19 protein-coding genes are annotated in these 18185 nt (G+C 43.3%); 5 read left to right on the top strand and 14 right to left on the bottom strand.

Annotated elements, in window-relative coordinates; genetic code table 11:
• Nucleotides 1-52: 52 nt before the first annotated feature.
• The 5 genes from L1076_RS02950 to L1076_RS02930 form a co-directional block, all read right to left on the bottom strand.
• Nucleotides 53-1705, bottom strand: coding sequence for a phosphoethanolamine--lipid A transferase (locus tag L1076_RS02950; RefSeq protein WP_237303099.1), 1653 nt, complete (start codon nt 1703-1705; stop codon nt 53-55).
• Between the two features lie 21 nt (nt 1706-1726).
• A complete protein-coding gene (locus L1076_RS02945; protein ID WP_054755197.1) occupies nt 1727-2083 on the bottom strand; it encodes a diacylglycerol kinase in 357 nt (118 codons plus the stop codon).
• Between the two features lie 171 nt (nt 2084-2254).
• The gene (locus L1076_RS02940) at nt 2255-2647 is read right to left on the bottom strand and encodes a glycine zipper family protein (RefSeq protein WP_038877700.1); all 393 of its coding nucleotides are present in this window, start codon (nt 2645-2647) and stop codon (nt 2255-2257) included.
• A gap of 133 nt (nt 2648-2780) precedes the next feature.
• Nucleotides 2781-4067 (bottom strand): ATP-binding protein, encoded by a 1287-nt coding sequence (locus tag L1076_RS02935; protein ID WP_237303098.1) that lies wholly within the window; start codon nt 4065-4067, stop codon nt 2781-2783.
• Complete coding sequence (locus L1076_RS02930; RefSeq protein WP_042604941.1) at nt 4067-4780, bottom strand: response regulator; 714 nt, start codon at nt 4778-4780, stop codon at nt 4067-4069. Before L1076_RS02930 ends, L1076_RS02935 begins: the two co-directional genes overlap by 1 nt.
• A gap of 582 nt (nt 4781-5362) precedes the next feature.
• On the opposite strand from L1076_RS02930, the gene L1076_RS02925 reads away from it, so the two are divergent.
• Nucleotides 5363-6550 (top strand): hypothetical protein, encoded by a 1188-nt coding sequence (locus L1076_RS02925; protein WP_054755200.1) that lies wholly within the window; start codon nt 5363-5365, stop codon nt 6548-6550.
• A 227-nt stretch (nt 6551-6777) separates the two neighbouring features.
• Nucleotides 6778-8013 carry a hypothetical protein gene (locus tag L1076_RS02920; protein WP_237303097.1) on the top strand — a complete coding sequence of 412 codons (1236 nt, stop codon included), beginning with the start codon at nt 6778-6780 and terminating at the stop codon, nt 8011-8013.
• Nucleotides 8014-8114: 101 nt separating this feature from the next.
• Here L1076_RS02920 and L1076_RS02915 read toward each other — a convergent pair whose 3' ends face one another.
• The 3 genes from L1076_RS02915 to L1076_RS02905 all read right to left on the bottom strand — a co-directional run bounded on the left by L1076_RS02915 (nt 8115) and on the right by L1076_RS02905 (nt 12397).
• Nucleotides 8115-9719, bottom strand: a complete 1605-nt coding sequence (locus L1076_RS02915) for a BCCT family transporter (RefSeq protein WP_038877692.1) — start codon at nt 9717-9719, stop codon at nt 8115-8117.
• A gap of 187 nt (nt 9720-9906) precedes the next feature.
• Complete coding sequence (locus tag L1076_RS02910; protein ID WP_045404660.1) at nt 9907-11031, bottom strand: mandelate racemase/muconate lactonizing enzyme family protein; 1125 nt, start codon at nt 11029-11031, stop codon at nt 9907-9909.
• A gap of 10 nt (nt 11032-11041) precedes the next feature.
• Complete coding sequence (locus tag L1076_RS02905; RefSeq protein ID WP_054755203.1) at nt 11042-12397, bottom strand: FAD-dependent oxidoreductase; 1356 nt, start codon at nt 12395-12397, stop codon at nt 11042-11044.
• A 148-nt stretch (nt 12398-12545) separates the two neighbouring features.
• Between L1076_RS02905 and L1076_RS02900 the strand changes: the two genes are divergently transcribed.
• Nucleotides 12546-13199 carry a GntR family transcriptional regulator gene (locus L1076_RS02900; protein WP_010451199.1) on the top strand — a complete coding sequence of 218 codons (654 nt, stop codon included), beginning with the start codon at nt 12546-12548 and terminating at the stop codon, nt 13197-13199.
• A gap of 85 nt (nt 13200-13284) precedes the next feature.
• On the opposite strand, the gene L1076_RS02895 is transcribed toward L1076_RS02900, so the two are convergent.
• Both L1076_RS02895 and L1076_RS02890 read right to left on the bottom strand, forming a co-directional pair.
• A complete protein-coding gene (locus L1076_RS02895; protein WP_038877685.1) occupies nt 13285-14004 on the bottom strand; it encodes an SDR family oxidoreductase in 720 nt (239 codons plus the stop codon).
• 229 nt (nt 14005-14233) lie between these two features.
• A complete protein-coding gene (locus L1076_RS02890; protein WP_038867314.1) occupies nt 14234-14539 on the bottom strand; it encodes an isoamylase early set domain-containing protein in 306 nt (101 codons plus the stop codon).
• 193 nt (nt 14540-14732) lie between these two features.
• Between L1076_RS02890 and L1076_RS02885 the strand changes: the two genes are divergently transcribed.
• Together L1076_RS02885 and L1076_RS02880 are read left to right on the top strand one after the other, a co-directional pair.
• Entirely contained in the window at nt 14733-15110 is a 378-nt protein-coding gene (locus L1076_RS02885) for a hypothetical protein (protein WP_045404657.1), read from the top strand.
• A gap of 82 nt (nt 15111-15192) precedes the next feature.
• Nucleotides 15193-15792 (top strand): thiol:disulfide interchange protein DsbA/DsbL, encoded by a 600-nt coding sequence (locus tag L1076_RS02880; RefSeq protein WP_054755204.1) that lies wholly within the window; start codon nt 15193-15195, stop codon nt 15790-15792.
• Between the two features lie 60 nt (nt 15793-15852).
• On the opposite strand, the gene L1076_RS02875 is transcribed toward L1076_RS02880, so the two are convergent.
• From L1076_RS02875 to ribB, 4 genes are all read right to left on the bottom strand, one after another.
• A complete protein-coding gene (locus L1076_RS02875) occupies nt 15853-16098 on the bottom strand; it encodes a hypothetical protein (protein ID WP_005433479.1) in 246 nt (81 codons plus the stop codon).
• A 154-nt stretch (nt 16099-16252) separates the two neighbouring features.
• Nucleotides 16253-16699, bottom strand: a complete 447-nt coding sequence (locus L1076_RS02870) for a DUF3429 domain-containing protein (protein ID WP_054755206.1) — start codon at nt 16697-16699, stop codon at nt 16253-16255.
• A gap of 11 nt (nt 16700-16710) precedes the next feature.
• On the bottom strand, nt 16711-17256 hold the full coding sequence (locus tag L1076_RS02865) for a glutathione peroxidase (RefSeq protein WP_039974991.1): 546 nt from the start codon (nt 17254-17256) through the stop codon (nt 16711-16713).
• A gap of 109 nt (nt 17257-17365) precedes the next feature.
• Nucleotides 17366-18022 (bottom strand): 3,4-dihydroxy-2-butanone-4-phosphate synthase, encoded by a 657-nt coding sequence (gene ribB, locus L1076_RS02860; RefSeq protein WP_005433496.1) that lies wholly within the window; start codon nt 18020-18022, stop codon nt 17366-17368.
• Nucleotides 18023-18185 lie beyond the last annotated feature (163 nt).

Below are 18185 nucleotides of genomic sequence, written 5' to 3'. Positions count from 1 at the left end.
AAAAAAGCCTGACTCACGTTAATGTGTCAGGCTTTTAGGTATTTGTTTTCGACTAAGACGTTCTGCAAGTCTTAAAGATATCTAAGGCGCCGTCGTAAGCATTGGTTTCTACATCCATAATGCCCAACAACGAATGGAAGACATTATCGTGTGAGTGCGTTGCGGTTTGCTGCGCTTCTTGTTCCAAGCAATCAGTGTTGACATGTTTGGCTTGTTTAAAGCCTGGTGACATCCAAAGCATCATAGGAACACGCTTTTGGAAATTCGGTGCTAAACCATAAGGCATACCATGTAAGAACAACCCGTTTTCGCCCAGAGACTCGCCGTGGTCAGAGACGTAGACCATCGCCGTGTTGTATTTATCTTCCAACGTTTTCAGTTTCGCAATGGTTTGATCCAAGACGAAGTCTGTATAGCGGATCGTGTTGTCATAAGAGTTAACAATTTGCTCCACACTGCAGTTTTCAATATCTGCGCGAGGGCAGTCTGGTTGGAAAAACGCTTTGTCTTTTGGGTAGCGCTGAAAGTAAGTCGGACCATGGCTGCCAATCAGGTGAAGCGCCACAACTCGGTTACCTTTCATGCTCGCGATTTGGTCGTCCAAATTGTCTAGCAGCGCCATGTCGTAGCAGGTATTGCCGTTGCAAAGTGTGTTTTGTTTGCCGCGTGCAACATCCATCTTATTGATCTTATGAGCAACACCCTTGTCACCACCGTCGTTGTCTTTCCACATCAAATCAATGCCAGCGCGCTGCATGATGTCCAATGCGTTATCTTGGTTGTCTGCTTTACTGCGATCGAAGTCGTGGCGTGGTAATTGAGAGAACATACAGGGCACAGAAACCGCCGTTGCGGTACCACAGGAAGAAACGTCTTGGAACGAGATGACATCTAACTTGCTGGTGTATGGGTTGGTCTGTCGTTCATAGCCGTTGATTTGATAATTCTGAGTTCGTGCCGTTTCACCTAATACAAAGACAAGCAGCGTCGGCTTCTCTTTTGCTTGCTCTAGTGCAAGGTGGGATTGTTTCGCATCCGTACCAATCTCACGATAGGGCTCTGGCGTCGTTAAGTAGTTTTCTTTTACATAGCTAGAGATCGCGTACACGTATTGAGTCGGGATGATGACTTTTTTTAGGTAACTATTGTTGCGACCAACCGACGCATAGTCTTGATAATAAAGCCCTGCGATGATTGCGATAACAACCAGCGATGCCAGCATAGATACTATTTTGGTTAGCGCAAAGCGAAGCCATTGATCTTTGAGTGGTTTGAACTTCAGTTTGAAAACAAGTAAAGCGGGGATGACACCCATGATGACAGTCCAAATGACCGAATAGGTACTCAGGTAAGAGCTGGCTTCACTGGTGTCTGTCTCTACGATATTGGTGATCATGTCTGTGTCAAACAAGGTGCCGTAGTTGTAGCTTGCGTAACTCACCATGCCCGACGTGATAAGCAGGAAAATGAAGAATGGCTTGCCGATCCAGGGCCAACTGAATAGGTTAAATAAGAAGTTCAGCGCAGCAAAGAAGAAGATAGGAATCGTTATGATGAAACCTATTTTAACTTGATCCAATCCTGAAAAAATATGAACGAGCTCTTTGTAGATAGGAATATTCACTACGAGAGCGAAATACAATGCAAGCAAAAGCGTGAAGGTAATATAAGAGATACCTTTAGCTGGGGATTCAATTGTCTTCATAAGTGACATTCTTCGGTTGGTCTAAAGTAAAATCGACGCCCAAACAAAAAGGGCGAGAAAAAGCGCAACAAAAACTGCTGCGGAGCCAATGTCTTTGGCTCTTCCACTGAGTTCATGCCAGTCATCGCTGACACGATCGACAACCGCTTCGATGGCGGAATTAATCAATTCAACAATCACGACCAACAGAAGGCTGCTGATCATCATGATGCGTTCTAAGGTGGTGACAGGAAGCAAGAATGCGCATATAGAAAGTACGAGAGTGAGTATTAGTTCCTGTCTGAAAGCGGCTTCATGAGTCCATGCTGCTTTCAATCCTTGAAGTGAATAGCCGGTTGCGTCCAATATCCGGCGAATGCCTGTTTTACCTGGTTTCAAAATGAGGGCCTTATACGACTAAGCCAAAAAAAAGAGAGGGCAATGAGGGATCAAGCCCCCTAAAGAAAAGGCATCTAATTACGCTTGGAGAGTAGAATAGTGATCGTGAAACATTTGTGAAATTCACAGCTATAAACTCAATTATTTATGCAATTGATGAGAATTTATACTTTATGATTCAAGGTCGTATACTGTGTAGCCTTTGTTAGCTAGGCATTTACGAAGAACCAATGCTTGAGTTTTGGTTGAATCACTAGCACCACCAACAGCACCGGCGCCTGCTCCGACAGCGGTGCCCGCAACCGCACCCACAGCAGCCCCGCCGATGCCATCTTCTAATGCTCCAGCAACGGCACCGACCAATGCTCCAGTAACCGCTCCATTTTGTGCTTCCGTTTTAGCGGCTTCACCTTTATCTACTTTTTCTGCGTAACCTTGGCAGTAAGTAAAATCTTGTTCGTATTGGGCTTGGTCAACATTGGTCATATCGACAACAGGTTCTTGGTTGTAAGCACAAGCAGCAAGTGTGGAAGAAAGGGTGACGAGAAGAAGAGGTTTATACATTGCGTTGATCCATTATTGCTGTGAATTTATGGATTAAATGTACACTGTTTTATTGTGGTGCTCTGTCGGCCAATTGTATTGAAGTGTCGCCTTTTGTAATGGTGTTTACGGGAGTATTGATAAGTTTATGAATTTACTTGGGAAAGCAGATTGTAAAACACGCACCGCCGTACGGGCTGTGTGAGACATAGACTTCGCCGTTCTGTAATTCAACGATCTGTTTGACGATGGCAAGCCCCAAACCGAAGCCACTGGTGCTCTTGTTACGTGATTTGTCAGCACTATAAAACGCGTCAAACAAATGAGGCCACTCTTTCTCTTCGACACCACAGCCGTCGTCGTGTATGCGAATACAAGACTTCTCAGGCGTCTCTACAATCTCTAGCACGATTTGGCTTTGTGCATAACGCATTGCATTGCGAAGTAGGTTATCTAAGGCACGTTTAAGCAGTTTCGGGTCAGCATCAATGACCGTCTGCTGAGAACTTGTGTCGTCAATCGAGATTGAAAGTTGGGTGTCACGTTGCCACTTGGGTAAAAACGATTTAGCAAAGCTTGATAAGGTGACAGAGGAAGTTTGAATCTCGGCATTTGGTCGCTCCATTTTTGCATAGTAGAGCAGCTCTTCGACCATATTTTCCATTTCATCAATGTCTTCTACGATGCTCTTTATGTATTTCTCTTGTTGTTTGTTAAGTGTCGAGTCAGCTAAGAGATCCGCTTGCCATTGTAGCCGAAAGATCGGTGTACGTAGTTCATGCGCGACAGCATTGGTAAGCATCTTGTTGGTCGTGATCAGGCGAGACACTTTCTCTGCCATATGGTTAAAGCTTTTGTTCAGAGTACCCACGGATTTGGCACTAGACGTATCGGCTCGAGCATTAAAATCACCAGAGGCAAAATCTACAGTGACCTTCTCAAGTGCTCGAACACGGCGGCTAAGGAACCAAATCAATAAGACACAGTAAAGCGCGAAACCAGCTAGAAAGAAAAGCCAAACAATGTTGTCATCAAAGTTAATGGCTTGAATGATAGGGCTGTTGGGGTTTTCGCTCAGTTTAAAAATTGGGGATCCAGGTTCAAAGCGAAACCATAAATCTCTCTCATCATCGAAGGCCGTATTAACGAAAGGATCTTCATCAAAAACTTTCTCAACTTCAGGAGGGAGGCTCGTCATCTCTTGCGCTATCAGCAACATGTGGCTTGATGTCGCAAACTTCTCTAGCTGCTGAATGGTGTAATCTTCTCCTTTATCTTGGTAAATAGGGTAGATCAATTCATGGAAAGCTTGTGCCTCGTGTTCTTCAAGTAAGTAGTCATAGTCCGTATTTAATTGATAAACAATGACTTCATATCCAACCAAACTGGCGACGAAAAGAATGATCAGACCTAAAAAACTTTCCAGATAAATTCGTTTCATTACGCGTTCCAAGCATCAGGCATAAAGAGGTAGCCTTTACCACGGACAGTAATGATTTTTTGTGGGGGAGTTGTGCTATCGCTAAGCTTTTTCCTTAACGTTACAATTCGGTTGTCAATCGTACGGTCAGTGCCATCGTATTCGATTCCACGCAACGTTTTGGTAAGCCACTCGCGAGAAAGGGTTTGTTCAGGATGGCTAGCGAGTACCCAAAGTAAATCGAATTCACCATCGGTGAGTGCAATCGGCTCATGATTTAGATTACAAGCTTTGCGTAATCGGTTTAGGCATAACACACCGATTTCAAGGCAGGTATCGGAGTCTGAAGCTGTGGTTTCCTTGCGGCGTAACAACATACGAATACGAGCAAGCAGAACACGCGGTTTAATCGGCTTAGTTACGAAATCATCGGCACCAATTTCAAGCGCAGCAACATGGTCAAAATCATCATCACTTGCGGTAAGCATCAGCACTTTGCCTTTGTAGCATTCGCGGATCTGGCGGCAAACACTCAATCCATCTTGCCCCGGCAGCATCAAATCTAAAAGAACGAGATCTGGCTGGCTTTCAAGAATTGCCTCGGGTGCATCGGTCCCATTGTCGAAACAACTGACTTCAAAGCCCTGCTCTGCAAAGTATTCGCTCAGCATAGCCTGCAGTTTGGGATCGTCTTCCACGATGATAAGGGATTGCTTAGTGTCTTGTACGTTCATAGCAGTGATGCATCTTGTAGGAATTATCCCTGAAACTTAAACAAATTTGTCAGGGATTTCAATAAACGCATTTGCATTGATGACTTGTTATCCTAAAAGTTTTTTACCTTGTTAGTATGGTGACTTCTACGTTTAAGGCTAAACACATTCTTAAAAACGTATCTAGCCTAGGAACAACTCTAAGGTTTTCGATCTTGCTGATATGGCTCGCTGATGTATCACAAAATGACGCTAAGTCTTCTTGGCTCATATTAATTCTATTTCTTTTACTTCTTAGTTCGTTGATCAATTGGCAAGTTGAGCTTGATGTAAGATCACTTGAAGAGGGAAGCGCATTTACGTTATTAGGCTGCATGGGATTGTGATCAGAAAGTATTTAATGTAATTAGTAAAAATGGTACTGAGATTTTCGTCCATTTATATGTAATTTATGACAAGCTATTGTGTGAATGAATGACATAAAATTAAAAATAATTAGCTCTCTTATCAAATAGTATAAGAAGAATTATGAGGTGGGAACTTTTAAATTATAAAATAATGATGAATATTTCCTATTTCCATTGGTTACATGAGATTTAGTAAATGCATTTATTATTTAGAGAAAAATTCAAACATAAGTATAGTGTCCCAGTTTTATTCTTAGCTTCTTTTTTACCACTGAAAAGTAATGCATCAGTTGAAAAAATTGAAATACCGACTTTGCATCAAAGTGGAGTTGTTAACGTTGGGCAAAGTATTACGGGAAGCGTTAATGGAAGCATGGGATTGAACCTTTATTCTGCAAAGGGGGAGAGGAACAATTACTATTGGATTGACGCTACAAGTAACGAACGATTGATGGATGGTATCTTGTATACACCGAAACAAGTTGATGCTGGGAGAAGCATTTCTCTATGTTTAGACTCGTTGTGTTCTGCTTCCGTTTATGTGAACTCTCCTGATCGGTTAAAAACTGCTAATGATTTTATTGATTATCGAGACTGGTGGTCTGTGAGTCAAACAGTTCAAGATAATGTTGTACTGAGTGCAGATAGCGATATCGGCATTACAGTGGATTTTTCATATATCGGACCTACTGGGGATGACGAAGAAGGTTCAAAAGTTGGTATTGGCTTATGGTTGAGTCTGATACAAGATAAAGTTGATAAAAAAGTTATAGCAACTCAGGTAAGTGAGGGCACCAATACTCCGGATCTAAGTGGGAAAAAGGTAGACGTTCAAGCATATTACGAATTGAAGAGCCTTAATTTGGCTCCAGTAAATGTGGTAGAGATATGTGAGGATGTTTACTTTGATGTAGGTAGCACAACTTGGAATGCGTGTACTACTAGGATTGTTGCTGAATCTGATTGTGATCCGTACTGCCGTCCACCTACTAAACAACAGTTTGATGTTCTTTTCCCTTCGACATCGTTCAAACATGAAGAGGATGTTTGGAATGCAGATAAAACTGCGAAAAAAACTTACACAGCAGCCCCGTCTTTTGAAGGAGATGAGCATCTTCTAAATTCATATTGTAAAGCACTAGGTGGCAAGATAAGTGCACTTTCTGCGGCCGATATGCAAACCCTTGTCAATGAAGATATGGATGAGATTGATGCGACTTGGCCTGGAGAAACAGGGTACTGGTCAAGCAATCACATCGAATCCGGTTTCGCTGTCACTGGTGGGTGGGGAGAAGTCACTATGCTAAGTGATGATCTTTCCGTTCAAAAAGCACCTCGCTCTTTCTATAAAGGATATTATATCTGTAAGAAAAATACGGATTAATATTTATTGTTAGCACTATTGCTTTATTTTTACAAGAAATGCTAGCAATAGTTTGTTCTATTTAATAAGTGTTGGTTAGCGAGATGTTTTACTTTTTAAATTCTTGCTAACCAATTTTAATCTGTTTCATTTTACATAGGAAACTGAGCTTCTTAATTATAGCTCATCAGAAGATTTAAAAACCTATTACTTAATGAAATAAGGTAACGAACAAACGGAAAGGTATTATGAAAAAGTTTTCATTTATTTTGTTTTATATATTAGTGGGTTCAATACCCCAGAAAGCACTATCCGGAACGTCAGCATCAGCGCTAGACAATTTAGGTAATCTAGAAATAGTCTCCGAAAGCTTCTCTATAACGCGACAAAGCATGGGTACATCTGGGCAGTATGTACTTTTTTCCTATGTTGATGGTGAGTTGGCGACGAACTTTGATAAACAAGGGAACTCTCAAGATATCTACTGGCAAGCTGAGAATGGTGTCAAACTGAGTAGCAAAGTTTACTTAACCAGTAACACTATTGAAACCAATAAAGTACGATTTTGTATTGATAACAACTTGAAGGTTCAGTGTTCTGAGTATGTGAGCAGTCCTGTAAGTACTAGACAGATCATTGAGAATACAGGCGGTATTGAAATCGATTTTGTTGACAGTGATAACCTTATGGTGGGTGTACAACCAGAGTCCTACTCTCAGTCTATTGATGGGGCGGGAGTGTTTTCGTTCATTTACCAAGAGCACTTGGATCAAAATGAACGCGTACTGGACAATACGATTAGTTATTTTGTCAATGAACAAACATTGATAGGCAAAGCTGTTACTAACGAAACAAGCTCTATTAAAGCTTGTGCTGTGGGTGGTTTTTCAATTGGTAATCCGACTCTTGTAAGTGATTGTTCTCCTTCGTATCAAGTTGATGATGGGGTAGGTGAGACAGCCTTGTGTCTTTACGAGCATGCACACTATAAAGGGCGAAGTCTTTGCTACTCCACCAAAGATATAAACAAACCTTTGAAACTTCCTGCTGACTTTAACGACATCACGTCATCTTTCACTATTCGTAATGGGTATCGTGTGACTTTAGTTTCTGACTATGAATTTGGTCGAAAAACTAAATATAGGACTTATTACAAGGATGAAAGGTTTGTTAAGTATCTGAATGATAAGACATCTATGATATTGATTGAACCTGATGATAGTCTTGCCTGTTTTTACGAAAATGATGACTTTACAGGTAAGCGTTTATGTGTTGCACCAAAGAAAGCGGTATACGACTTGAGTGATAATTACATCTACACGTTTTCCGCGATGACAATATCTCCACGTCTAACTCGTGGCTACAAAATCAAGTTGGGTAAAAAACGCGGTAAACACCATTACTATGGTTGTTACCGATGGACACGAATCTGGCACTCTTCAAGTCACTACAATGATAAAGCTGCAAGGATCTGGGTGAAGTAGTTGTAATTCGTCACACAATGTGAAGACACATTTCAGGACGGGTCAGTCAAAACAAAAAAGCTCCGAGATTAATCGGAGCTTTTTTAATTGCCTAAAGGTGACTAACTAGCCTGTGGAGCAGGTTGCTGGTTGGTAACCTCGGTTTGTTCTTGTTGTACTTCCTTGGCAAGGATTTCATCTTGTTTGCGTTGATGCTCCATAATTTGTTCGTAGTTTTGCTTAAGGTATTGGAGTGTTTTAACCGCCGCGATGAAGAACACTGGCACGATCAATACGATGATCAGTACAGGGAACGCTTTAAGGATATTCAAGTCAGCATTAATCAGTAAGAAGATGATTGGTAGTGCTGTTAGCAATAAGCACCAGAACAGACGAAACATTGGGTTTACGTTTGCTTCTTCATCTAGCTGTTTAGTTGCGATGCCTGCTAGTGAATACGAGGTGCCATCTAGTGTTGTTACTGTAAACAGAATCATCGTGACTAGGTAGATAGCAGTTAGCAACATTGGAATAGATGTTGAGTCAAATACTTGCTTCACCAACTCAGTTGGCTGACCTTCTCCAATCAGTTTGACACCATCAACGACGCCGTTGTTTACAAGATCCATTGAGAAGGTGCCACATACACCGAAGATAACCGCAGAGCCCATTGTGCCGCCAATCACTAGGATTAGAACCACGTCTTTTAGCTTCTGACCTTGGATGATCTTAGTGATGAAGACACCTACACCCGGTGAGTAAGAAATCCAGTTCGCTAGGAAAAATACCGTCCAGTATTGAGGGAACAACGTTGTGCCATATGGATCTGTGTTGGTGCTCATGCGGATGTATTCAGTCAACATGATACCAATGCCATTGGTTAAGTTGTTCATGATCAGAGCTGATGGCCCGATGATGAAGATGATACCAACAAACGCTGCACAGATATAAATGGTTGCACTAGATAGGCGGGCCATGCCTTTCTCAATGCCGATGTAAGAGCTGAGAGAGAAGATCACTGACAATCCAAGGATAACGCCAATACCCAACATTAAATTGTCTGGAATGCCTGTTAAGCTCGCTAGGTTAGAGGAAATCATCGGGATGCCCAAACCTAATGTTAATGCGGTTGCGGCAAGCGTGGTGATGATGAACAGTAGGTCAATAAACTTCTGAGCCCAAACTGGAAGGCGATCATTAAAAAGTGAGTTGATAACACCACTTAGGCTCATGCGTCGGCTTTTCTTTAGGTAGAATACGACGGCGAATGGGATGGCTACAATGAGGTAGATAAACCAGCCTGCAGCGCCCCAGTGGAACATGTTGTAAGCCGTAGCGTATTCCATTGCCATGGCTTTATCTGTAATACCGAACTGAGGGTCCATGAAGTAGTATACCGCTTCAATAAAGCCCCAGTACATGGTGCTTGCGCCCATGCCCGCAGACAATGCCATTGCGAACAGTTGGAATTTCGTAAACTTAGGTTTGGTGTCGCCCATACGAATATCGCCATATTTAGAAAAGGCGAGGAACAATAGGGCACCTGTTGCGAAAAGTGTGTACCAAAGGAAACCAGAACCGAAGTTAATGACGGTAAAATCTAGCATGCCGCTCATGGTGCTTTTTACGGCTTCTGGGTATACCACTGCAAGAATACCTAGAAGCAGTACAAATCCAAAACTGCCAAAAGTAAGTTTCCAGTCGATTTCTGAAGTATTCAATTTCATTGTGACTTTCCAATATTGTCTATTAATGAGAATACTCGGACGGCCTTGTTTATTGTCACTGACACTCAGGGCGTCTGCCTTTCTCCCGTTCCCATACGAGTAATTAGAAAGGCAGACAGTGTAGGGTTAGAGGGATGTCAGTCTTTTGCTGTCTCTGTATTAATTGTTTTTGTCTTGAAGCTGCGGTTTATTCGAACACGTACGATGCCACAGACATTTCTTTCACTTTGTCCCAATCCATTTCAACACCTAAGCCGTTGCCTTCAGGAGCACGGACATAACCTTCTTTGTCGGTGCGGATAACGGTTTTCGACGCTAGCTCAAAGTCTTCGTAAGGGTAGAATTGTTCAAAGAATTTACAGTTGTTATGCGCAAGAGCGACGTGCAGGTTTGCGGCTTGCGTTAGCGTGTAACCCATTGATTGGATCTCTAGGTTCTTAGAGAAGCCCTCTGCAATGTGGAAGCATTTGTTTAGAGGCGTAATACCACCACAAACCGTCGCGTCTTGGCGAATGTCAGACCACATCTCTTGTGATAAGGCATAGGTCACTTCTTGCAGTGTTAACAAGCAGTTACCATGGCTAGAAATCTCAAGGTCGGTATTTTTAACTAGGCGTTTATAAGTGTTGTAGTCGTAATCAGAAACCGGTGCTTCTAACCACTCCCAGTGGTAGCTTTCTAGACGTTTTGCCATTGCCATTGCTTGTTCTGGCGTGTAGAAGGTTGCCGTATCAAGCATGAATCGAATGCCAGTTTTCCCGTAACGAGCCTGAACTGCGTCAACAAGGGCAACGTCCTTTTCGTACACGCAGTAGCAGTGAAGCTTGATTGCTTTAAAGCCGTGTGCAATACAGTCGTCTAGGTACGGGAAGTACTCATCTACGGTGTCGAACATTGGCGTCGATGCATAAGACAACATTTTGTTTCGAGCGCCACCTAAAAGCATGTAAAGAGGCATGCCCGCTTTTTTGCCTTTGATGTCCCATGCTGCGATATCAATTGGCGCTTTAGCTGGCAGACCACCCCAAGTACAACGCGCCATTAACCAGTTGTAGAGCTCTTGAGTTGCCAATGGATTTTTACCCAGTAAACCTGGAACTATGGTGCGTTGAGATTCGATAATGCAACGGTCAAAATCATTCTCTGTATAGCTGATTGTTGCGCCTAACCCCTCTGTACCATCGTTACAAATTAGACGGACGATGTTATTGGTGTATAACAAAGGTTCTTGGTTATCTGCCCATGGTACAGGTGCTGCATCGCGGTCTGCTACAGCGTAAAGTTCTACACGTTCAATTTTTAGATCGGTCATTTTTCAGTCCTTACAGGCGTGAGCCATTTTTAATCATGGTGGCGCGAATCTCCGCGACATTTAGGTCACGAATCGCCGTATTTGTATCAATCGCTTGTGCAGCAGCAATGCCCGCTGCATGACCAAGCTCAAAGCATTGCGCGGTGACGCGAGCAGAAGCAAGGGCTTCGTGTTCGGCGCTCAAGCATCGACCAGCAACAATGATATTTTCACCAACCACTGGCACTAGCGTGTGGAATGGGATGTCGTAGTAATCGTTAATTAGCCAGTGCAGTTTTGGTTTGTCGCCGGAGTGCAATTCAATAGGCCAAGGGGTACGGCAAATACCGTCTTCACGCTTGCGACAGTTAACAACGTCTTCATTAGTTAGCGTTTCGACACCAACAATAGAGCGCGTTTGACGAATGCCGACTTCTACACCGGTGTCGACAACGAATGCTTGTTCACAACCTGGAACAAAGTTGTTCAAGAAACGGGCGTACTCACGAACTTGGCGACGACCAAACACTTCAGCTTCTGTGAAATCTTCAGGATCAATAACGTTCAGCATGCGTCCATCTTGACCTGCAAGTCGTGTCGCATTGACCATCAATTCATTCGCTCGCGTGGTCGGAAAAATCCAAATCTTATGACGTGGCAACTGGTATTCGCCGCTTTCGTTGGCTGCGAGAATGTTTTCGGTGACTTTCGAAGGGCAGATCGTGTCGTTGCCGTAGTAGTCAAGGTAAGTGTCCATATCGACACCGCCAAAACGGAAGAACATGGTTGGGTTTTGAATACGACCATTGTCGCCAAAGTAATAATCCATACCCGCACGAGCTACCACAGCAGCATCACCAGAAGCATCGATGATCTGTTGACTTAAGATGATACTTTGACCTGCGTTTGATTCGATGACCACGCCTTTAAATGCATCGCCTTCCATGATCACGCCAGTGACTGACGTATGGAATAGAGTTTTGACATTTGCTTGCTCTAGGAAATCATCAGCAACTTCACGCCACATCAAAGGATCGTGCGTCACTGTGTACGTTTTACCGTAGCGCTGTGGAGCAGTGACACCACCTTTGTTTTCTAATGCTTGACGAAAACGTTCTGTAAAACCGAATACTACTTGTTCTGGTTGTGCATTTTCATCGTCCGATGCCATGTACATACCGCAAATAGTGCCAGATAAGCCCGCGACGGCAGCACCACCGCAAAAACCGTATTTCTCAATTAGCCAAGTGTTCTTACCTAGACGACCAGCCGTTTCAGCTGCGGCAACACCAGCAGGACCTCCGCCAATGACTAACACTTCTACTTCAGCCAAAACAGGTAGGTCAGGAGTGTGTTCATAACGACGGATAATGTTCCAAGATTTCATTCTTACCTCACTAATAGATTACTGATGTTCATCTGATATATCAGTTGTATGTTTTTAATATATTCGGATTTCTTTTTTTGGTACAATGGCAAAACTTCTTATCGTGAGATTGCTCACTAAAAGATTGATCAATGGAATAGGAACGAGAATGACCGTAAATTCAGTCAATAAGACAGAAGTTGCATACAGCAAACTTGAAAAAATGATCATCTTCCGCGAATTAGAACCAGGGAGTATGGTCAGTGAAAAACAGTTGGCAGAAGAATTAGAACTTGGGCGAACGCCAGTTCGAGAAGCGTTACAAAGATTGGCTTATGAATGTATGGTTGAGATCCACCCGCGACGTGGAATTCAAATCCCAGCAATCTCTGTCGAGAGCCAACTAAAGATCTTAGAAGTCCGTCGCGACATTGAAGCCTTATGTGTCAACTACGCTGCCTCGCGAGCAAGTGTTGAAGAGAAACAGCAGATGTTAATGTTGGCTGAGCAGTTAGAAGCTTGTGCAGAAAACAAAGATGATCTGCTTTACGCGTCTTTACTTAAAGAAATCCATACCTTGCTCGTCAAAGCTGCATGTAATGAGTATCTGCAGCTAGCAATGGCACCACTACAAGGCTTATCCCGCCGCTTTTGGTTTGCATTTAAAAACCAAGACTCAGATTTGGTTGAAGCGTCTTCTCTTCATGCTGCCGTTTTACGTGCTGTCAGCCATACTGATGCCGAGGAAGCGGTCGCGGCATCACATCGTCTCAATGACTACCTAACTGATGTGGCTTATCGAACGATTAAACCGAGGAAGTAATGCCGTTTTAGGTCCGTTTGATTACAGCAACAAAAAAGCGGCATTGAGCCGCTTTTTTGATTTCTTCGTCTTAGAATCGCAGGGATTAAGGCTGTTGCTTAGTTGGTGCTAGAGCGATCTCACGGATACAAACGTTTTGTGGTTGCTGATAAGCAAACAGAACCGCACGTGCGATGTCATCAGCAGCTAGCACGCCGCCCATATCTTCTTTCCACGCACCGTAACCATCTTTGATTTCTTGCGATGTAGTGTGAGAAAGCAGTTCAGTTTCTACTGCGCCTGGTGCGATTGTTGTTACGCGAACGTTTGATGCTGCTACTTCTTCACGAACGTTTTCAGAAATTGCGTGAACCGCGAATTTAGTACCACAGTAAGCCGCATGGTCTGGGAACGTCTTTTTACCTGCGATTGAGCTGATGTTGATGATAGTACCGCTGTTACGCGCTTTCATTGGTGCTAGCACAGACTGCATGCCGTTTAGCAAACCAAGTACGTTCACGTCGAACATACGTTTCCACTCTGATGCATCTTGTGTATCGATTTGACCTAGTAGCATCACGCCTGCGTTGTTTACTAGTGCATCAGCAGGGCCAAATTTCTCTTCTGCTTTAGCAATTGCCGCTTCAAACGAAGCTTTTTCAGTAACGTCTACTTTTTCACATAGCGTGTTTGGCAGGTTTAGTGCTTCTAAGCGCTCTACACGACGAGCAAGAAGAAGAAGTGGGTGACCTTCATCGCTTAGACGGCGTGCGATAGCTTCACCAATACCAGAACTTGCACCTGTGATTACAATCAGTTTTTTCATCTTTTGTTTCCTTCATCTCTTCTTTTGAGAATAGTTTTTGTATGAGAGCAGCTTTTAGTCAAGAACACCTGTTTTGCTGCGATGTGGGTATATTAAGGAAATGGTGTTTGTTGATATATATCGCTTTAGGTAAAACACTGTTGCTATATAACAACAATTCGCGGTAACTTTATGAAAATTAGGCAATAAAAAAGGCGCACTAGTGCACCTTAGTTTGTGTATTTAGTGATTAAGCTGGCTGCTCTTGGGTACAAACGACGCTATTGTCGCTACCAAATCCATTAGGCACGTATGCGTCTGCTTGCGGATCGTTCTCCCATTCAGCTTCGTCAAATAGGTAACGGAACTGGATATTTTGTTCCTTCGGCAAGCGCGTTTTAAATTTAAATTGTCCACTTTTTTTCACGAGCTTCATTGGTTCCGGTTGCCAGTTGTTAAAATCGCCTGCAATTTGAATCGACTCCCACTGGTTTTTGTCTAGCTCGAACGTGACTTCGACTTCATCTTTTGTTTTAAAGAATCTCTTTTTAAGCATTAATCTTTCCTTGTTTGTACAAAAACTGATCTAACTATTACTCAGGTTTCATAGTGATTTCAAGTGTTATCGGCATTGCAGTCGGTATCGAGTGTCAGAATCGTCTTGTTTGTGAACCTAGCATTAAGTGATTGGCTTGTATGAAAAGAAGGATTCTGTATGATGAAGATTCACCGTATTTTGAAGAAGTTATATGCTGAGTTTTAACCGTACATTTATGACGACAATGCTCTGTCTATTAGCCATGTTGCTAACGGGCGTTGCGTCAAGTGTACGTGCGGCTACGGCACCGATTGAACATCATACGTTACAAACGGCTTCTGATGGCTTTCATCATCCATTAGGTACTGAACGAACGGATTGTGTTGAGTCTCATCAAGATGTGCATGTCTTAGAGAAAGGACAGCAACCACATACCAGTTGTACCTCTTCATGCCTCGTTAAAATTCCCACGAACCTTTTGCAAGATGAACAGATACAACTCCCTCATCGTCTTGCTTTGATCGACAAAGCGCTCACTCCGAAAGCGGTGCTCGTTATTTATAAGCCTTACCGTCCTCCAATTGTCTGATTCCCGCCTCAATCATTGACCAGCCCAACTGGCGTTTTATTTATTAATGAGAATGGCACAGGTGTGCCTAAAGGAATCAAACATGAAAAAGCTACTCGCGCTATGCAGCACCCTTTTATTGGCATTTACTGCCCACGCAGCACAATTTGAAGAAGGTAAGCACTACAAGGTCTTAGATGTAGACAAGGCCAGCAAACCGACAGTGACGGAATTCTTCTCTTTTTATTGCCCCCATTGTTACAAGTTTGAAGCTGTGATTGACAACATGAAGCCAGCATTACCGAAAGGTGCAAGTTTTGAGAAAGTTCATGTTGCTTTTATGGGCAGCGATATGGCCGTTCCAATGGCTAAGTCATACGCAACAATGGTGTCTTTGGGCGTAGAGAAGAAGATGGTACCGGCGATGTTTGCTCAAATTCATCAAAAGCGCCAAGCGCCAAAAGATGAATCTGAACTCAAGCAGATTTTCGTTGATAACGGTGTCGATGCGAAGAAGTTTGATGCGGCTTACAACAGCTTTGCCGTTAACTCAATGCAGAAGGGCTTTGATAAGCAGTTCAAACAAAGCACATTAACGGGTGTTCCAGGTGTATTGGTCAACGATAAGTACATCGTTATCCCTAATGAGATTCGTACTTATGATGAATACAACGAGTTAGTGAATTACCTACTGACACTATAGTTTTTGAGAAAAATAAAAATGGCGACCATCGAGGTCGCCATTTTTTATGTTCATTTTGCGTTAGCGGAGAACAGCCGTACAAGCTGCGGTTGGCATATCAGTCATAAAGATCGCATTTGGATAAAACAAGCTGGCAACAGTGACGGCAACGTTACAAGGCTGAGCGATGGTGGTTTTCACTACGTTGTTAAGAACCACTCCAGTGGTATTCACCGTATTGACCGCAGCCTGTTGTGCTTGATAAGACACGCAACCCGCTGTTGCATTGATAACTGCGGTACTAAAAAGAAGTTTACGAAAAAACATATTCATATCCTTTGTGAATGCTTTTGAGATATTTATATGACCATTCATTCATAATTAAAACAAAACGGTGTTCAAAATTACGCCCACTTCACGAAATGAACATTGTTTTATATAACTTGGTGAGTTTTGTGATCTGGTAGGTGGACAGACCAGTTTAAGCAATTAAAACCAACCCATGTATTAGTACCACACCTGTCGTGAGCTTGCCTCGCATCATCTGATACCCTTTTGGCTCCGCCTCTTTTTCTACTCTTCGAATCAGCTTTTCCGCGTACCAAACGGCAATGTAGCCAGCTGCCAATAACAGAGTCGCGGTGACATAATGCTTGTTACCTTGCAGCAATGCTCCCCAAGCAAGCAATACGAATAAGTTACTTAGCACCAAGGCATTTCGACTCAATCGATGGTAGAAATGATCAATGGCGTTGCCCCAAAGTACCCCGGAAAGAAAACTCAGAATCACCGCACTGTAAGCAATAAAAAACTGCTCCCCAGATAAGTTAAACAAAGTCCTTTCTGTAACGATGAGAACTAAGCTGAACAGAAAGGGCAGCAGTCCTAAATAACCCAATTGCAGCATTGTCGTACGTGTGGTCGTCATAGCAGCCTTCCTTACAGTTGCTGTTCAATCATGTTAGTAAGCGTAGTACTTGTTGGAGAGGTTGAACTTGGGAAGGTCGCAACGACTTTACCTTCTTTGTCGATCAAGAACTTGTAGAAGTTCCATTTCGGAGTAATGCCCGCTTGAGTACTGATCTCGGCAAATACTGGGTTTGCACCCTCGCCAAGAACAGAGGTTCGCGCCATCATAGGGAAGGTAACACCGTAGTCGAGATAGCAAATTTTAGCGGTTTTTTCTTCACTGCCACGGTCTTGACGAAAGTCGTTACTTGGAAAGCCCACAACGGCAAAGTTTTGGTCTTTGTAAGTTTGATGCAACTGCTCTAATTGCTCGAATTGAGGGGTAAAGCCACACTGGCTTGCGGTGTTCACGACCAGTAGCGTTTTGCCTTTGAAGGCGTCACAAAGCTCTATTTCTTCCGTTGAATTGAGAAGCCTTTGCTTTCCTTGCAAGATATCTGGACAGCTCGATGCAAAAGCCAAACAGCTAGTGGAGAGTAGTGTTGCGGTAAGTGCGCTGCGAGTGATTCCCTTCATGGTGTTGATTCCTTTTGTTTTTACTAAGTATAACTACTCGCAAAGGAATCAAATCGATCAAAAAAGCCGCTGAGTTCAGCGGCTTTTGACTAGGGCAAATACGTGTTGATTACGCTAGCTTCAAATCAAATTGATTACGGTAAGCAACCATGTCTTCGATGGTCAGCACTGGCATGTTGTGTAAACGACCAAACGCGACAATCTCAGGTGCTTTTGCCATGGTGCCATCTGGGTTTGTCACCTCGCATAGTACACCTGCGGGCTGCAAACCGGCCATTTGCATCAGATCGATAGTGCCTTCTGTGTGACCACGACGAGTCATGACGCCACCAGGGCGAGCACGCAAAGGGAATACATGACCAGGACGAGCTAAGTCATCTGGTTTTGCATTTGGGTTTGCTGCTGTTTTGATGGTTGTTACACGGTCAGCGGCAGAAACGCCAGTTGTTACGCCTTGCTTTGCTTCAATAGAAACCGTGAAAGCCGTTTGGTTTGCGCTGTTGTTGTTCACAACCATTGGTGGCAGTTCCAATTTGTCTGCTTGAGCGTCTGTCAGGCATAGGCACACAATGCCGCTGCACTCGCGGATCATCAGAGCCATTTGCTCATTAGTCAGGTGCTCTACGGAATAAATGATGTCGCCTTCGTTTTCACGATCTTCATCGTCAAGAAGAAGCACGCCACGGCCTTCTTTTAATGCGATAAGTGCGTTTTCAACGCGAGTAATTGGGTCGCCAAATTCGGCAAGTAGTGATGACTGATTCATGGTTAACTCCTAAATATCACCAGAATCAGGGCGGTATGAGGGATCGTCACATTCTATGCATGCAATGAGTCACCAACAGTAAGATGACACAAACCCACGCAATAAAAAATGCGATCCAAAAAGAAGTGCACCAGTGTTCATCAACACAGAACGTTGAGGAAAC

Source organism: Vibrio sp. MMG023 (genome assembly GCF_021654215.1).
Classification (GTDB): domain Bacteria; phylum Pseudomonadota; class Gammaproteobacteria; order Enterobacterales; family Vibrionaceae; genus Vibrio; species Vibrio jasicida.
The sequence above is the reverse complement of the archived record's forward strand: the minus strand, read 5'-3'. Positions and strand labels throughout refer to the sequence as shown.

Bases quoted from the DNA above. Each gene is read 5' to 3' on its own strand.
- ribB (WP_005433496.1), bottom strand. From the start codon at position 18,022: ATGAATCAGTCATCACTACTTGCCGAATTTGGCGACCCAATTACTCGC.
- L1076_RS02865 (WP_039974991.1), bottom strand. From the start codon at position 17,256: ATGAAGGGAATCACTCGCAGCGCACTTACCGCAACACTACTCTCCACT.
- L1076_RS02910 (WP_045404660.1), bottom strand. From the start codon at position 11,031: ATGACCGATCTAAAAATTGAACGTGTAGAACTTTACGCTGTAGCAGAC.
- L1076_RS02920 (WP_237303097.1), top strand. From the start codon at position 6,778: ATGAAAAAGTTTTCATTTATTTTGTTTTATATATTAGTGGGTTCAATA.
- L1076_RS02940 (WP_038877700.1), bottom strand. From the start codon at position 2,647: ATGTATAAACCTCTTCTTCTCGTCACCCTTTCTTCCACACTTGCTGCT.
- L1076_RS02885 (WP_045404657.1), top strand. From the start codon at position 14,733: ATGCTGAGTTTTAACCGTACATTTATGACGACAATGCTCTGTCTATTA.
- L1076_RS02895 (WP_038877685.1), bottom strand. From the start codon at position 14,004: ATGAAAAAACTGATTGTAATCACAGGTGCAAGTTCTGGTATTGGTGAA.
- L1076_RS02915 (WP_038877692.1), bottom strand. From the start codon at position 9,719: ATGAAATTGAATACTTCAGAAATCGACTGGAAACTTACTTTTGGCAGT.
- L1076_RS02880 (WP_054755204.1), top strand. From the start codon at position 15,193: ATGAAAAAGCTACTCGCGCTATGCAGCACCCTTTTATTGGCATTTACT.
- L1076_RS02950 (WP_237303099.1), bottom strand. From the start codon at position 1,705: ATGAAGACAATTGAATCCCCAGCTAAAGGTATCTCTTATATTACCTTC.
- L1076_RS02925 (WP_054755200.1), top strand. From the start codon at position 5,363: ATGCATTTATTATTTAGAGAAAAATTCAAACATAAGTATAGTGTCCCA.
- L1076_RS02870 (WP_054755206.1), bottom strand. From the start codon at position 16,699: ATGACGACCACACGTACGACAATGCTGCAATTGGGTTATTTAGGACTG.
- L1076_RS02905 (WP_054755203.1), bottom strand. From the start codon at position 12,397: ATGAAATCTTGGAACATTATCCGTCGTTATGAACACACTCCTGACCTA.
- L1076_RS02930 (WP_042604941.1), bottom strand. From the start codon at position 4,780: ATGAACGTACAAGACACTAAGCAATCCCTTATCATCGTGGAAGACGAT.
- L1076_RS02890 (WP_038867314.1), bottom strand. From the start codon at position 14,539: ATGCTTAAAAAGAGATTCTTTAAAACAAAAGATGAAGTCGAAGTCACG.
- L1076_RS02935 (WP_237303098.1), bottom strand. From the start codon at position 4,067: ATGAAACGAATTTATCTGGAAAGTTTTTTAGGTCTGATCATTCTTTTC.
- L1076_RS02900 (WP_010451199.1), top strand. From the start codon at position 12,546: ATGACCGTAAATTCAGTCAATAAGACAGAAGTTGCATACAGCAAACTT.
- L1076_RS02875 (WP_005433479.1), bottom strand. From the start codon at position 16,098: ATGTTTTTTCGTAAACTTCTTTTTAGTACCGCAGTTATCAATGCAACA.